Source organism: Pseudoalteromonas rubra, from assembly GCF_000238295.3.
Taxonomy (GTDB): Bacteria; Pseudomonadota; Gammaproteobacteria; order Enterobacterales; family Alteromonadaceae; genus Pseudoalteromonas; species Pseudoalteromonas rubra.
Genome location: NZ_AHCD03000043.1, coordinates 78,588 through 92,353, shown reverse-complemented (window position 1 = coordinate 92,353; position 13,766 = coordinate 78,588). Strand labels below are relative to the sequence as shown.

General features: G+C 46.2%; 11 protein-coding genes. 3 read left to right on the top strand and 8 right to left on the bottom strand.

Going from position 1 to position 13,766, the window contains the following annotated elements; all coding sequences use genetic code 11:
- Nucleotides 1-106: 106 nt before the first annotated feature.
- Genes PRUB_RS20005 through PRUB_RS19995 form a run of 3 tightly spaced genes read right to left on the bottom strand, consistent with a single transcriptional unit; the run spans nucleotide 107 to nucleotide 5,203 of the window.
- Nucleotides 107-1,054: a pseudouridine-5'-phosphate glycosidase gene (locus PRUB_RS20005; RefSeq protein ID WP_010386798.1), complete on the bottom strand. Its 948-nt coding sequence runs from the start codon at nucleotides 1,052-1,054 to the stop codon at nucleotides 107-109.
- A gap of 28 nt (nucleotides 1,055-1,082) precedes the next feature.
- Nucleotides 1,083-1,307: a tautomerase family protein gene (locus PRUB_RS20000; protein ID WP_010386797.1), complete on the bottom strand. Its 225-nt coding sequence runs from the start codon at nucleotides 1,305-1,307 to the stop codon at nucleotides 1,083-1,085.
- Nucleotides 1,308-1,327: 20 nt separating this feature from the next.
- Entirely contained in the window at nucleotides 1,328-5,203 is a 3,876-nt protein-coding gene (locus PRUB_RS19995; RefSeq protein WP_010386796.1) for an amino acid adenylation domain-containing protein, read from the bottom strand.
- A 251-nt stretch (nucleotides 5,204-5,454) separates the two neighbouring features.
- On the opposite strand from PRUB_RS19995, the gene PRUB_RS19990 reads away from it, so the two are divergent.
- Entirely contained in the window at nucleotides 5,455-5,949 is a 495-nt protein-coding gene (locus PRUB_RS19990) for a MarR family winged helix-turn-helix transcriptional regulator (protein WP_010386795.1), read from the top strand.
- Nucleotides 5,950-6,136: 187 nt separating this feature from the next.
- Here the strand turns inward: PRUB_RS19990 and PRUB_RS19985 are convergent, their stop codons facing one another.
- Complete coding sequence (locus PRUB_RS19985) at nucleotides 6,137-6,949, bottom strand: arylamine N-acetyltransferase family protein (protein ID WP_010386791.1); 813 nt, start codon at nucleotides 6,947-6,949, stop codon at nucleotides 6,137-6,139.
- A 732-nt stretch (nucleotides 6,950-7,681) separates the two neighbouring features.
- Nucleotides 7,682-9,259, bottom strand: coding sequence for a S8 family serine peptidase (locus PRUB_RS19980; protein ID WP_010386790.1), 1,578 nt, complete (start codon nucleotides 9,257-9,259; stop codon nucleotides 7,682-7,684).
- A gap of 703 nt (nucleotides 9,260-9,962) precedes the next feature.
- Between PRUB_RS19980 and PRUB_RS19975 the strand changes: the two genes are divergently transcribed.
- Both PRUB_RS19975 and PRUB_RS19970 read left to right on the top strand, forming a co-directional pair.
- Complete coding sequence (locus PRUB_RS19975; protein WP_010386789.1) at nucleotides 9,963-10,418, top strand: hypothetical protein; 456 nt, start codon at nucleotides 9,963-9,965, stop codon at nucleotides 10,416-10,418.
- Between the two features lie 173 nt (nucleotides 10,419-10,591).
- Nucleotides 10,592-10,798, top strand: a complete 207-nt coding sequence (locus tag PRUB_RS19970) for a hypothetical protein (RefSeq protein WP_010386788.1) — start codon at nucleotides 10,592-10,594, stop codon at nucleotides 10,796-10,798.
- Between the two features lie 35 nt (nucleotides 10,799-10,833).
- On the opposite strand, the gene PRUB_RS19965 is transcribed toward PRUB_RS19970, so the two are convergent.
- The 3 genes from PRUB_RS19965 to PRUB_RS19955 are packed head-to-tail and all read right to left on the bottom strand — an operon-like array spanning nucleotide 10,834 to nucleotide 13,643.
- Nucleotides 10,834-12,123, bottom strand: a complete 1,290-nt coding sequence (locus PRUB_RS19965; RefSeq protein WP_021032887.1) for a sensor histidine kinase — start codon at nucleotides 12,121-12,123, stop codon at nucleotides 10,834-10,836.
- Nucleotides 12,110-12,784, bottom strand: a complete 675-nt coding sequence (locus PRUB_RS19960; protein ID WP_010386786.1) for a response regulator transcription factor — start codon at nucleotides 12,782-12,784, stop codon at nucleotides 12,110-12,112. Before PRUB_RS19960 ends, PRUB_RS19965 begins: the two co-directional genes overlap by 14 nt.
- 22 nt (nucleotides 12,785-12,806) lie before the next feature.
- Nucleotides 12,807-13,643: a MipA/OmpV family protein gene (locus PRUB_RS19955; RefSeq protein WP_010386785.1), complete on the bottom strand. Its 837-nt coding sequence runs from the start codon at nucleotides 13,641-13,643 to the stop codon at nucleotides 12,807-12,809.
- Nucleotides 13,644-13,766 lie beyond the last annotated feature (123 nt).

Below are 13,766 nucleotides of genomic sequence, written 5' to 3'. Positions count from 1 at the left end.
AGGCTGCTCCTGAATCAAACTTTGCAAAAAGATACATCAAGCAAAGAATCTTTATATAAAGATATATGACCAAAAAAATTTGTCAATGTCTTTTGTGCGTATTTCCTTATGCTGCGCTATCGTGCTCGCGCTGCTTTTGATTTGCATGTGCTACAGCCAGATAGCCAGCCACACGTGCGGTGTTAATCAAAACCGCGGAATTAGCTTGTGCTGAACGACCATTGGTTACTTTATCAATGGCTTTCATGATGTATTTAGTGACTGCATTACCGCTCACACCTTCGGCCTCAGCGGCACGAACAGCATCATTAATTGCTTCATTGACTTCTTCACTGTCAATCGCATCTTCCTCACGGGTAGGCGTCGTGATCACCACGCTGCGTCCTTCATCTAAGCGCCATTGCGTTTCAATGATTTCAGCCAGCAAATCAGCATCGTCGATACGTTGTGGTGCTTTAAAGCCACTTGAACGGCAGTAAAAAGCAGGGAAATCATCAAACTGATATGAGATCACGGGGACGTTATGGGTTTCCAGGAACTCCAGCGTCAGGCCCAAATCCAGGATATTCTTCGCACCGGCACACACCACTGCAACGCGCGATTGGGTGAACTGGATCAAATCCGATGAAATATCCATGGTTTCCTGTGCACCACGGTGTACCCCGCCAATCCCTGCCGAAGAGAAGAAGTCTATGCCCGCAATCTCTGCAGCGATTAGCGATGAGGCTACGGTGGTTGCACCCAGCTGTTTCTTGGCCAGTACCACAGGCAAATCACGAGTACTTACTTTAGGAATATTGGCCGTTGTTGCGAACAGCTCAATTTCTTCCTCGTTCATGCCTATCAGGAATTTACCGTCTGCAATACCAATGGTGGCAGGCACAGCACCTGATTCGCGCACCGCGGCTTCAACTTTTAATGCGGTCAGGCGGTTATCCGGATAATCCAGTCCATGTGTGATAACATTAGACTCAAGTGCGACAACAGGTTTGCCTTGTCTCAGGGCCGCTTGAACTTCTGGTTTAATAACTAATGGGATTGATAAGTTGTTCATAATTTTGTCCTTGTCATAATTCGTAAATTTAGTAATTTGGAAATTTAATCAGTTTATCTTTTTGCGCCGTAATTAACGGCTGGTATACGTTTTGCTGCCAGTCCTCAGGTACTTGAGGGCACAAGGCAACTGAAATCACTTCTTCACCGCAATTGAGCTCTTTACTCAGAATTGCCGTAATGGTTTGTGCAATGGCTTCTTTTGCTATGTCAGAAACCGGGCACGCAAAATAATGAATATCTACATGTGGCATGGTTTTTCTCCTTAAATGCGTTAGGCGGTCAGCAAGCGATTAAAGGCTTCTGCTTCGCTCTGGTAATCAACAATACAGTCAAACAACTCTTCAACACCTGGGTGTTTAAGCAAGGCATAGTGGTCTGCCTCCAAGTGGATTGTGCGAGTTTCGTCTTCTGCATATCCCGGAATGTTTTCCAGGAATGAATAATCATCTCCTTGCGCTTTGAATATCACCTTAGGTGCCTTCACATTACGCTCCAGCAATTCGTTAAAGGTGTATTTGAATTCGTAGGTTTGCACCACGATATCAACAATGCGTTTCACCATGTCCTGATTGAGTGCTCTGTGGTTGGTGCAAACAAAGTCGATAAAGCTGGCTTTGTCGGTCACGACTTCCAGGCACTTTTCAAGCACCGGACCACTGATCTTCTGGAAGAACACTGAGTACAAGATGGTGACAAATGCCCCTGAACTGAAACACGGTACGCGTGCTCGGCTGGCAAACTGCGGCAACTCCGGCGATCCGGGTGCAATCAGGTATAGATCCTTCACTTCGTCCCCTGCCTGCTCCAGCTGGTGTGCTACTTCAAACGCCACTCTGGCACCAAATGAATATCCCCATAATGTGTAAGGACCTTCAGGCTGTGCTTCTTTTAGTAATTTAATGTCTGCACGCGCCATCTCACTGATAGTCTGGTACGGTACTTCCTGCTCGTTGATACCATGTGCCTGAACACCGATGAATTCAGCCTGATCAGCCACTTTCTCTGCCAGAGGCTTCAGGCTCATCGGGTAGCCACCCAGACCCGGCCAGCAGAATACTTTGCTGTCTTTTGATGAATTATTTAATGAGATCAGTCGGTTGTCTGTATCATGATCACTTTCCTGAATATGCTGGGCCAAATCCTCAATACTGGGGGCCTGGAACAACGTCTGCATAGGCAGGTTAAGGCTAAGCTCCTTATTAATGCGGTTAAGTAAGGTCACCGCTGTCAGTGAGTTACCGCCGCTTTCGAAGAAGTTATCTTTAACTGACGCTTTATCCCATTTCAGTGTTTGCTTCCAGATTTCTGCAATGTGCTCTTCAAGCGGGTTACGTGGCTCAATATATGGCACATCATTACCCAGTTGCGACAGCTTCTCGTTGTCACGTAAGGCGATATAATCCACTTTGCCGTTAGCAGTTTGCGGGAATGCATCGAACGCCACGATTTGATTCGGTACCATGTAAGTCGGTAAGCGACTTTGCAGGTCATCCTTCAGGATTTCTACCGGACCACGCATGTGGATGGCGTCTTCTTTCATCCCTTCGCTGCGCATTTGTTCGTCAGACACCTTACCGCCGATACAGAAGTAGAACGGCTTCATCTCTTTGCCTTGCTCAGCCAGGATAGCGCCGAAGCGATCCGCTGATGGCAAGTTATTCCCACTTTTCGAGCTGTAACCGGATGACATCAGACCAATATTCAGCTTGTTCATTTGTAGCTGTTGCAAGCGTCTGCCCAGGTCGACATAGTGTCGCCATGCTTCAGTCGTGTGGCTGAGCATAGATACACCAAAGCTGGAACGCTCATAAACCTGCTGATTAATCGCAATAACACTTTTCTTCTCTATGAGTTTTTCAGACAGGGGCACAAATTCACCGTCTTGCAGCGAATACTGGCCATTCTCCAGACCCTCAACACCTTGGATCTGCACTATTGACTCGACTTCTTGCAGTGGCACGCCTTGCGCCGCCGGGGTAATTTCATAACTGCCCAGGTATTGGTCATCGTGCTCAACCGCGAGACATTCTTGCAGTGACTCAGTGAATTCCCCTTTACCAACAGCCAGCCCGAATAAAGGCAGTACCTGATCAAACAGCCCCAGCATGTGTCCAGTTTCCATTTCCAACACTTCCAGAATGTTGTTTTTGTAAACCGGTTCGATTGCCTGTTGTTTACCCAGGAAATGAACTTTCAGCTGAGCTTCACTGTGCTCGGCAACCGGGCGTACTAAATGTAGTGTATGTTGCTCTGGCTGGTAGTAGTAAATACCGGCATCCAGGTCAAAAAGCTGATGTATTTCAACAAATAACTGAGTTGCATATAGGGCACCTGGTGAAGCATAGCCATATTTAGGTAACAAACGCTCCTCACTTTTGAATTGACCAAAATAGCGCATGATCTGACCAAACTGACCGTAACTTAACTGGGCCACATCGACACTCTTACCCGCACGCTCAGGTGCTGCGAGTAACTCAACGATGTCCTGCTGCGTCAGCTCTCCGCCTTCAAAGAAACGATAGGTTTTGCGTGCAAACACCGTTTCTGACTGACCTTGTGTTGGTTGTTTATTTGGTAATTCAAAAGATGGCTCATCTTTGAGTACCGCCTCTGAACGGAAACCCGCATTAGAGAGCTGCGCTTTTACCTGAAGTTTGTTTTTCTTCGACTGGTGGTGCTCACCGTGATTACCCTGGTCCATCACTGCGGCTTCACGTTTGTTCAGCTCAATACAGGCAATCAGATTCTGAAACCCGGTTCGCTCATCATTTTTAATGACCATAGCCGCGTTTTTAACCCAGTCGTGCTTTTCTATCGCCAGGCGGATCTCATCCAGCTCAACCCGATAACCACGCAGCTTGACCTGATTGTCAACGCGACCTAAAAAGTGTGCGTTGCCCTGATCATCCAGCTTAACCACATCCCCACTTCGATAAAGCACACTGTGCTGTGGCTCATCAGAGTGCGGGTTAGAGATAAAGCGCTCCTTGGTGATATCAGCTCTGTCAAAGTAACCACGGGCGATCTGCGCACCACTGATGTACAGCTCACCTGATTCGCCGGCTGCAACCGGTTGAAGTTCATCATCCAGCACATAATAGTGCGTATTTGCAACGGCCTGGCCAATTGAAATGGCCTCAAAATCCTGCTCCAGCGTGTTTTGAGTTACCGTATAACTGGATGAGTTAATGGTGCACTCAGTGGGGCCATACAGGTTGGTTAACTTAAGGCCCGGGAGCTCTTCAAAAAACTGCGCTGCCAGTTGTTTTGTCAGGGTTTCACCACCACTAAAAACGTGCTGCAGCGAGCTACAAAGCTGGATCCCTGGGGTGTCCAGCAGAGCCTGCAACAAAGTGGGCACACACTGCAAAACGGTGACTTCGTTTTCAATCATGGCATCAATCAATGCCATAGGATCACGATACATGCCTGGCTCACTCGCCACCACGCAGGCGCCCATGGCACACGCCAGGATCTCCCATTGTGCCGCATCAAAGCTAAATGGCGTTTTCTGAATGATGCGTGTGCTGTTATCAAACCCAAACTGCTCACGCAGCCAGCGCATCTGATTAACGATGTTACCGTGCTCAATCATGACGCCTTTCGGTGTCCCGGTGCTGCCCGAGGTATAAATCATGTATGCCAGATTTTCCGGGGCAACCTCTGCACAGTATGTTTGCTCATTGCTCAGCTCTTCCAGGCAAATGACCGTAACAGAAGGCCCAACAAGCGAGATGATTTTTTCTTTCAGGTGTGATTGCGTCAGTATCAACTGAGTCTTTGAATCAGTGATCATGTGTAATACCCGCTTATCTGGGTATTCAGGTGACAGTGGTAAATAACCACACCCGGCATATAAGCTGCCCCATACGCCGACTACCAAATCGTCGGAAGGCTCAACAAATAGGCCTATATAGTCGTCTGGTTTGGCATCAAGTTGCTGTAATGTCGCGGCAATCTGCTGTGCTCGCAGATCCAGCTGCGCAAAAGTCATGCTCTCATGATGACCAACAACGGCGGTCGCTTCAGGTTGTGTTGCAACCTGATGGCGCATTAATTCAATTAGATTTATTGCTTTTATTTCCGCTTCAGCAAGCGTTACACCACTGGCTGACTGATGCGTGTTCGGTGAGTTTAGTAAGTTCATTTTTAAATCCCTTAATTAAATTTCGTTCATCTAAGTTTCTAAGTCTTCACAAATCCACTTGATGCCACTTCCCATCTTTAGCTTTTAAAGCCTAGTAGCTAAATCCTATGCAACAAGTTCCATACTAAGATAAATAAATATATCTTAATGCCAACATACTTTTTGTGAAGATATTTGATGTGATAACTCTTGCCACCAAGTTTGTTTTGCAGTATCTTTAACGCATCAAAGAAAACAGAGAAGTAGTTTTTATGCAGAAACATGATTTAGTAGACACCGTAATTGCTCAATGGGAGAAAGAAAGGCCCGATATCGATCCCTCACCTATGGCCATAATGGGCCGCCTGGTCAGAACGGATGCTATATTCAGCAAAGAGCTGCATGGTGTATTCAGCCGGTTTGGCCTAAATGGGGGAGAATTCGATGTACTGGCGACATTACGTCGCTCAGGTGAGCCATACACATTGACGCCTAACCAGTTATTACAGACATTAATGCTAACCTCAGGTTCCATGACCAACCGCATTGATAAGCTTGAAGCAAAGGATTTAGTTAAACGTAACCCGGATCCCAATGATCGCCGCGGAGTCATGGTCAGTCTGACAGAACAAGGGCTGACGCTGATCAATGAAGTGGTCACCGAGCACGTGGCCAAAGGACATTACTTGTTGTCACCACTTGAAGAGGACGAAAAACAGCAGCTGGCAAATCTGTTGAAGAAACTACTTGTCAATTTGCATCACTAATCAGGTTGCCCATGAGGGCGCGACCAGGAATCAAATAAAAAAGAGGTAACGTTTAACGTTACCTCTTTTTTTGGCTGTGGTAATGGCTTAGTGGACGCATTACCCGTGCCCAATCTCTCAAAAAAGTCTGCCATCACAGCAGCGTAGTTAAAACCTAAACACTGTGCTGCGATGGCCATTCAATAGGTTATGCGCTTTGCATTCTCATGCTTTTCTGTGCGCGGGCAAAAAGACGTTCGGCTTCAGAAGTACACACATTCAGTAAAAACTTTTGCCGCATCAGAGACAGCAACTGTTGCGCTGACGTGACTTCGATGACTGTACTGAATTGACTGACTTCATGCAGTTCCCTGTAAAGCAAGTTGCGCAATGTAAAACGCTGTCCGCCCGTAACTCGGGAAAGTACAAGGTTATTGACAAAATTAGACTCAGGATGCTGGTGGCTGTAAAAATGTACCACATCAAAGTCCTTCTCCGTAACGGGAACCAGCGACACACTGTACAGGCTAACCTGCTCAGGCTGTAACAGCTCAATACGCACGTCTGACGCTGTGCGGGTTATTTTGTAATGATAGTTTCCGACCTCGATGGTGCCAGACTGAGAAATACACAATGGCTCTTTCGGTGATTTTGAGCCAAAACCCACATCAAATAAGTAACTTTCATCCCCAATTTTCACCAAAGTAACTCGGTGTGTTCTGGCATTGTCTTCTTTGCCGTTTAACAGTACTTTGGCCAGCAATGGCTGAACCTCATAGCCCAAGTGTTCCAGTGCCAGGTAAGCCAGCTTATTCTGCTCAAAGCAGTAGCCTCCCTTTTTCCTGAGCACCAGACGATCCAGCAAATCTTCCTCCTGAAGCGATATGATCTCTGCGCCCAGTGCACTAATGCTTGAAAAGCTATACATTTCAAGATGTTTTTCCTGGATTTCCCTGAGCTGTGCCAAACTGGCATGCTGCTGAGTCAACTGAAGCGATTTAATATAATCTTGAATCATCATGATCATTTTCCTTTTCTTTGAGATTAACTTAAGGCTAGAACCTCAACTTAAGTTAAGGTCAAGAAAACAAACTAAATTTTTTGCCAGCAGTCGCGAAAAAGTGACTCTGCCTGGATTTTACCTGAGTTATCTCACCCTACACACGGTTACCCTGGACAACGTCAACTCCCCAGGTGGCCGATCACTTCCTGCTAACACAGAATTTTGAACGCTTTCACGGTAACTGTCTGCTCATTGCGACGCTTTTTTAATGAACCAGCCAATCACTTGATATAAATCACACTCCACTCACACCTCAGTCACGATAAAAGTACTGATTATTGCACCTAATGCCGATTGTGCCGAAACGGATCATTATAACCAAAATAAGGATAGTGGTTGTTCATGACTAAATTAAAGACACGGCCTCTTATCACCCTACTTTTGCTCCCACACCCACTTCAAAATGTGAGCATAGTAATAGCACGCATTTAGGTTTTGCTTTGCCACCAGCAACTCACGGTAGACATATCCCCTCTAACTCAATGACAGTGGCGCCACTCTGCCCCAGATAAAAGATAAAAAGTACATATCGAATAAAACCCTGCATCACCAAACCTGCCTCGATATAGTGGCACTAACATGGGCAACGTCAACTTGCCGGGATTTCTTTAGATTCGATAATCTGAGCTTGTAAAAAGGCGCTCAATGAGCGCCTTGGATTTTTATGGGTAAACCTGGCCTAACAGGCAATTATTTATAAGAATAATTCAATGTCACACCATTGTAACTGTTGTAGCCATAGAGGCTAATGTGCCATACACCCGAGCTTGGGTTAGTAAATAAACACTGTTCTTCATTGCCATTCTTCCAGGGACGGCAGGTGTAATTATTTGCATCAGGCTGAGCGTTGTATCTTACATACAGATCAGCGTCTCCGGTACCACCGGTGATGGTCAGCGCCATCTCTTTAACTCCCTGCGGAATATCCCAAGTGTAGTGCGTCCAGCCATTCTGGCTGCCCTGAAGATTTGGCAGTGAACCATTCACAGGCGTCACACCACCCGGATCGCCGCCTCCCTGACAGCCATTGGCAGCAATGTAATCTGATGCAGCTTTAGCTTGGACGATACCATGGCCATAGTAATTGTCTCGACCCGCTGCCCCTTTGTCTTTGGCAGTTGCGTTCAGAGCGGCCCGGATCTGCTGGTTATTACACTGACTGTTGTGGCTCCACACCAACGCCGCGACACCAGCAACATGGGGTGAGGCCATAGATGTACCACTCAGACTCCGATAAGTATTAGTCGGGTAGGTCGAGTTAACACTGGAACCAGGACCCGCAAGCTCAACCTGGTCATTGTACTGAGAAAACGACGAACGGCTTTCACTCGACGTAACAGACGCCACAGAAATAACCGAGTTGTAAGAGGCCGGATAAGATTTAGAGCTATTACCATCATTACCGGCAGCAGCGACTAATATCATGCCTCCATCAACGAAATTTTGCATCGCCGTATTTTCACTGTTGGAGTAATTACCACCACCCAGGCTCATATTCACAACTTGTGCACCACCATCTTTACACTGCTGAATTGCATTCACCAGGTTTGAGGCATAAGTCCACTGTCCGTTGTCATCGAAAATTTTGACAATGTGCAGGTCCACACCGGGATACACACCGACCACGCCCTGATTGTTATCCTCTGCCGCGATGGTACCCGCAACGTGTGTACCATGGCCGTTGCCATCATTGTTCCAACGGCCTACCGCATTGTTGTTCGCAACCCCGGTTACATTGCCATAGGGTAAATCAGGGTGGCCAAGGTTGTAACCTGTATCAATGACGCAGACTTTTCTTGCAGAGGTATTGGACTGAGGCAACAAGTGACCCTGTACCATAGTGATCCCATACGGTGTACTCTGTGCAAAAGGTACGATTTGATTTGCAGACTTAGCTAAGGGTAATACATAACGCTTGGGGTCTATTTCGATTGAGTCAACGGACGAAAAGCTTCGTAGTGTCTCCAGGCTGTATTCATCCAGTTCTGCCACCATCGCTTGCTGACCATTGAGTGCAAACAATGGCTCTGCACCTGCAGTAAACAGATAGTTGAGTGCAATATAATTATTGAAACTGTTTTTACCCCCTGACAATGTCTCTTTAAAGCGCACTATATAGCGATTGCTGGCGCTCTTTTTAGATTTGCTTTGTAGTTTTGCTTCTTCTGTATGCCCCTGAAAAACAGGCTCTTGTGCGAACGCAGGCAAGCTCAATGCAGTAAACATTAGGGTGGATAGGGTTGATAGTTTAAAACGTGTGATACTCATGTCTTCTCCTTGTTGTACCTTGTTGTATTGTTACTCTTTTTGTAACTGACAATGCACTTAAACAACCGCCCATAGCCGCCGGGCAACCAAGTGGTTTAACTACTTGTACCTATACAACAAGGTCACTTACTGCGATAAACATGTCAGTACTGTGTTGTGAAACTGTTAACAAAGGTAGCAACTGGAACGGTCCAATTGCAACATACATTCAAAAAAACTGTTATAATATTTCATCCAGCAGACTGTTAAAAATGACATAAAGATTGATATTTAATGTAAAATTATTGAAATTTATGTATCTCCACTTGAGAGAAACTGAAGAGATATAACAATACTGGTCGCGCGAAAATCAAAAATGCTACGCGAACAATGAATATTATTCAGCGAGAAAAATAACAGTGATAAAGCAACTACCCACAGAAACTGACACCATTCTTACCACACCTGGCGCTATGCTGCATTTGGAGTGGATACGACTATCACTGGCATAAAGTTCAGCCTCTCATGGCCACTTTAACCACGCACTCACAAGCTCCAAAACCCACACCGCGTTTACCGATACCTTACCCATAGCTTTTATTTATCACAGTACACTCAAATTGTACCTGGTGATAAACTAGGAGCTTTATACACATTGCATAGCAGGGCCTGCAATTTTCCCTGACTTTGCAATCAATCATTTTGGTTTACAGGCAGTCATCACATGAAAGTACTAAAGATTTTGGGTATTGGGATTAGTAGCATTTTTGTCTTCTTTATTGGGATAGCGATTATTGCAGGGCTAAACAAAGCAGATCCGGACGAGACCTTTATCCCCTTTCTGGAACAACAAATGCCACGCGTTACAAACTGGGATCTTGATTTGATTCAAAGCCTTATGGTTGAGCAAGCCGTATCATCCGCAACACCAGAACAATGGCAGATGTACATAGATAAAGTCTCAACACTGGGTAAACTTGAGCAAATTGACGCAATACAGCTTGAAAACATGAGTGCCAGAACGTCTTTTACGGGCAACACGACAACGACTGCGGTTTATCTGCTCTCATTACAGTTCAGTACGGGTCCTGCACATGCCAGAGTTATTCTGGTGCACACTGAAGAGGACGGCGTCCAGGTTCAACATATTAAATTTTTGGCAGACAGGTTGATGCAATGATGAGTGTTAGCCCGTTCTGCTACTGACATGTGAAAAGGCTCGCTTTATATCTTGCCAGTCTGAGACTATCTGGATGCCATTTTCATCAGCGCAGTCAGGTTCAAAGCATGTGTAGCCAGCCCGCTATTACCTGATACAATGAACAGCAGATTGTCTTTACAGGCGTTGATTCAATGAAATATCCGTTTTTCTTCTTAATCCTTGCGCTGATATCGAACAAAGCCTGGGCCTGGCGAGCCGGCCAGTGCAGTGGCGAGTGTGGCGACTTTCTTCGCGCAATCTCAGGCGGCAACACGGGCATACTGGCACTGGAAATTGCGCTGTTTGTATTTGTTGTCCTTTACCTTTTTATTAAAGTCATGGAGAAATGGGATAAATAAACAGACACAGGCTTATACCCTGTTTCACTTTATACTCACCCGGAAAAATCGATTGTGACACAGATCTGACTCCCCTCTATGCGTTGCGTGTATTGCCAGTTTTGTTGGCGACAAACACGTTCAACAATGATTTTCCCGAGTCCATACCCTTGCTCTGTGCCAGAAAAAAACTCGCTGACATGCGCCGATTGCCCGGGTTGTAATATATTGCTCACGCTAAAAGTACTGTCTGTCACACGCAACTCTATGTCCGCCTCTGTCGAGTGCTGAATGGCATTCCTGACCAGGTTACTAATCACAATCAGTCCGTTCACGCGTGTGATGCTCGGGCTATTTTTCGACGATGCGATCAGGGACAGCGTTTTGCCATTTTTGTCCGCCTGACACTGAAACGCTAACAAGACTTCTTCAACCACTGAGGCCAACTCAGCCTGCGCCGTTTGCCCTGTTTTATCCTCTCTTGCCAATTCAAGCAATACGGTGATCATGTCTTCCATACTATTGACTGCGCGTTCCAGCCGCGCCAGCGGTTTTGCCAGCGCCGGCTCCCTTTCACTGTGCAGCTTTAACAGCTCATTGGCACCTTTGATCACCGTCACTGGGGTGCGTAATTCATGACTGGCAAAACTGGTAAACTCGCGCTCTCGCTGAACGAACGCTTCAATACGTTGTGCATAATCAGCCAGTGTTTTGTTTAGCAGGCCGATTTCATCATCTTCATATTTGTATTCAGTGATAAATCGCGGATCCGACGACCCATCACTTTTCTTAACCTGCTCTATCAAAGTAAACATCGGCGCAAGCGAGCGTTTCAACACAAGATGAAAAATCACAAAAAACAGCAAAATAAATAACGTAAAACTGGAAAAAATAATCTGCATCATCATGCGCTCCAGGTTTTCGGAAATTTCCACCTCATTGACATCATAAATGAAGTAATACAAAGAATTATCCGGCATTCTGGCAACGGCATAATGAAAGTCTTGTTCGTCGGGATGTTCCAGCTCAAACACGCCAGGTGTGGTGCTGTCGATGTACTCAGCAAGCAATGGCGGAATATCAGCAAACCGGGCATAGGCCACTATCCCTTCAGGGAATAAAAACGTGTGCCTCTGTGCATAGTTTTGACTAAACTGAGTCACAACCCGGCTCAGCTGCTTTTCAAAAATATAATCTTCGGTGCCTTTGGTTGCGGCAAATACCACCAGCAAACTCAGCATGCAAAACACACTAAAGCTGGCGATAAACGTGGCCTTAACACGCTGACTCAGGCTCAGAGTACGGGCAAAGCGAGCTAACTTTGACTGACAATCAGATAAAAACAAGCTGGTACCCCTGACCATGTTTTGATTGGATCTTTAAGTGTTCCGCACACCCCGCCAACGACTTTCTCAGATTATAAACATGACTTCTCAATACATCATTCTCTGGCAGCAGGTCGCCCCAGAGTTGAAACTCCAGCTCTGCTTTATCCACCAGATTTGGGTGACTTTTACATAGCAAAGTCAAAATTTTAAAGGTGGTTGGGTTTAACTTCAGGGCCTGGCCATTGAAACATGCCGTTTTGTTTTTCTGATCTAACGCCAGACCATTCACGGCCAAAACAGAATGGTAGTCATTTTGTGCCTTACGGGTATGGGCAAGCAGCCTGGCATACAATTCAGCAATGGCGAAGGGCTTAAGAATATAATCATCCACCCCGGAATCAAATCCGTTCAGCTTATCATCCAGCCGATCTTTTGCTGTCAGCATTAAAATGGGCACCTGAGGCTGCTGCCCCTGGCGTATCTGAGCCGTGGCTTTTAACCCGTCCAGTTTGGGCATCATGATGTCCATCACAATCGCGTCAAACGTTTGCGTTTGTGCCAGACTCACAGCCATTGCCCCATCATAGGCAAAGTCCACCTGGTGGCCTTTGGCTGTTAAGTAATCCCCGATATTTTCTGCAATATCCAGGTGATCTTCTGCTATTAATATTCGCAACACCGCATTACACCTCAGTTCTCAATTAAAAGCGATAGATCAGACCAAGGCTGGCCTCGACTTCACTGTCACTGCCCGCTCTCACTAATGGACTGTCTGCCACTTTTGAGGCATACACCTCATAATCCACAGCAAACGATAATAACCAGCTTTTATTAAATGCGTATACCCCGTTTGCACTTATCCCATAAGACTTTACCCCTCCACCGAGCTGATAAGACGAATAAACACTCTCCCTGGCCTGCGCAGCTGTAATACCAAACTCAGTTTGCATGTGGTCACTGTTTGCAAAACTGATATCAGCCCCCAGCTCGAGTTTTAAATCTGACTCATTCACTATTCGATAGTGGACTGTCACAAACCCCACACTGCCCTTTTTGGGATCTCCCCCTGTATAAGTTTGCGCAAACACGCCCAAAGTCAGTGGCCCATTAATTTGCCATGCAGCCCCAACGCCCCACTCCATCATTTCATCAATGTCACCCAGTCCATCTAAGCTCTTGTCACTGGCCTCGTTTTGCTCCCTTCCCTCTTCAAAGTTGAGCCAGCCACGCAACACAAGATCAGGCTGAATTTGATAGAATACCGCGTTGCTCATCAGGTTGGATTGAAACGCCCAACGTTGGGCTCGATAAGCAACTTCAATATAGGGGTCAGCCTCTGTCGCAGTCTCACCCGAGCCGTGATATTCAGGTTCGGATTCAATGCCGAGTCCTACGGCATATCGCCAGCCCGCTGGTGGCTCAAATATAGCGACAGGTCCGGCGATGTCGATTGGCATAGACATCATTTCGGGCTCTGAGTTTGCCAACACAGGTAAAGCGTACAAAACAGATAATATTAAAATAGCGTGGTGTTTCATTGTTCAGTCATCCTCTGATACGGTTACTGGCCACTGTGACAGAGAGAATGTCAATGAAATGTCGAACCAGGCATTGACACTTCGTCGACAATTAAATGGGTACGCTGAGACTTCCTTTAACTG

Bases quoted from the DNA above. Each gene is read 5' to 3' on its own strand.
- PRUB_RS19990 (WP_010386795.1), top strand. From the start codon at position 5,455: ATGCAGAAACATGATTTAGTAGACACCGTAATTGCTCAATGGGAGAAA.
- PRUB_RS19975 (WP_010386789.1), top strand. From the start codon at position 9,963: ATGAAAGTACTAAAGATTTTGGGTATTGGGATTAGTAGCATTTTTGTC.
- PRUB_RS20005 (WP_010386798.1), bottom strand. From the start codon at position 1,054: ATGAACAACTTATCAATCCCATTAGTTATTAAACCAGAAGTTCAAGCG.
- PRUB_RS19995 (WP_010386796.1), bottom strand. From the start codon at position 5,203: ATGAACTTACTAAACTCACCGAACACGCATCAGTCAGCCAGTGGTGTA.
- PRUB_RS19985 (WP_010386791.1), bottom strand. From the start codon at position 6,949: ATGATGATTCAAGATTATATTAAATCGCTTCAGTTGACTCAGCAGCAT.
- PRUB_RS20000 (WP_010386797.1), bottom strand. From the start codon at position 1,307: ATGCCACATGTAGATATTCATTATTTTGCGTGCCCGGTTTCTGACATA.
- PRUB_RS19980 (WP_010386790.1), bottom strand. From the start codon at position 9,259: ATGAGTATCACACGTTTTAAACTATCAACCCTATCCACCCTAATGTTT.
- PRUB_RS19970 (WP_010386788.1), top strand. From the start codon at position 10,592: ATGAAATATCCGTTTTTCTTCTTAATCCTTGCGCTGATATCGAACAAA.
- PRUB_RS19955 (WP_010386785.1), bottom strand. From the start codon at position 13,643: ATGAAACACCACGCTATTTTAATATTATCTGTTTTGTACGCTTTACCT.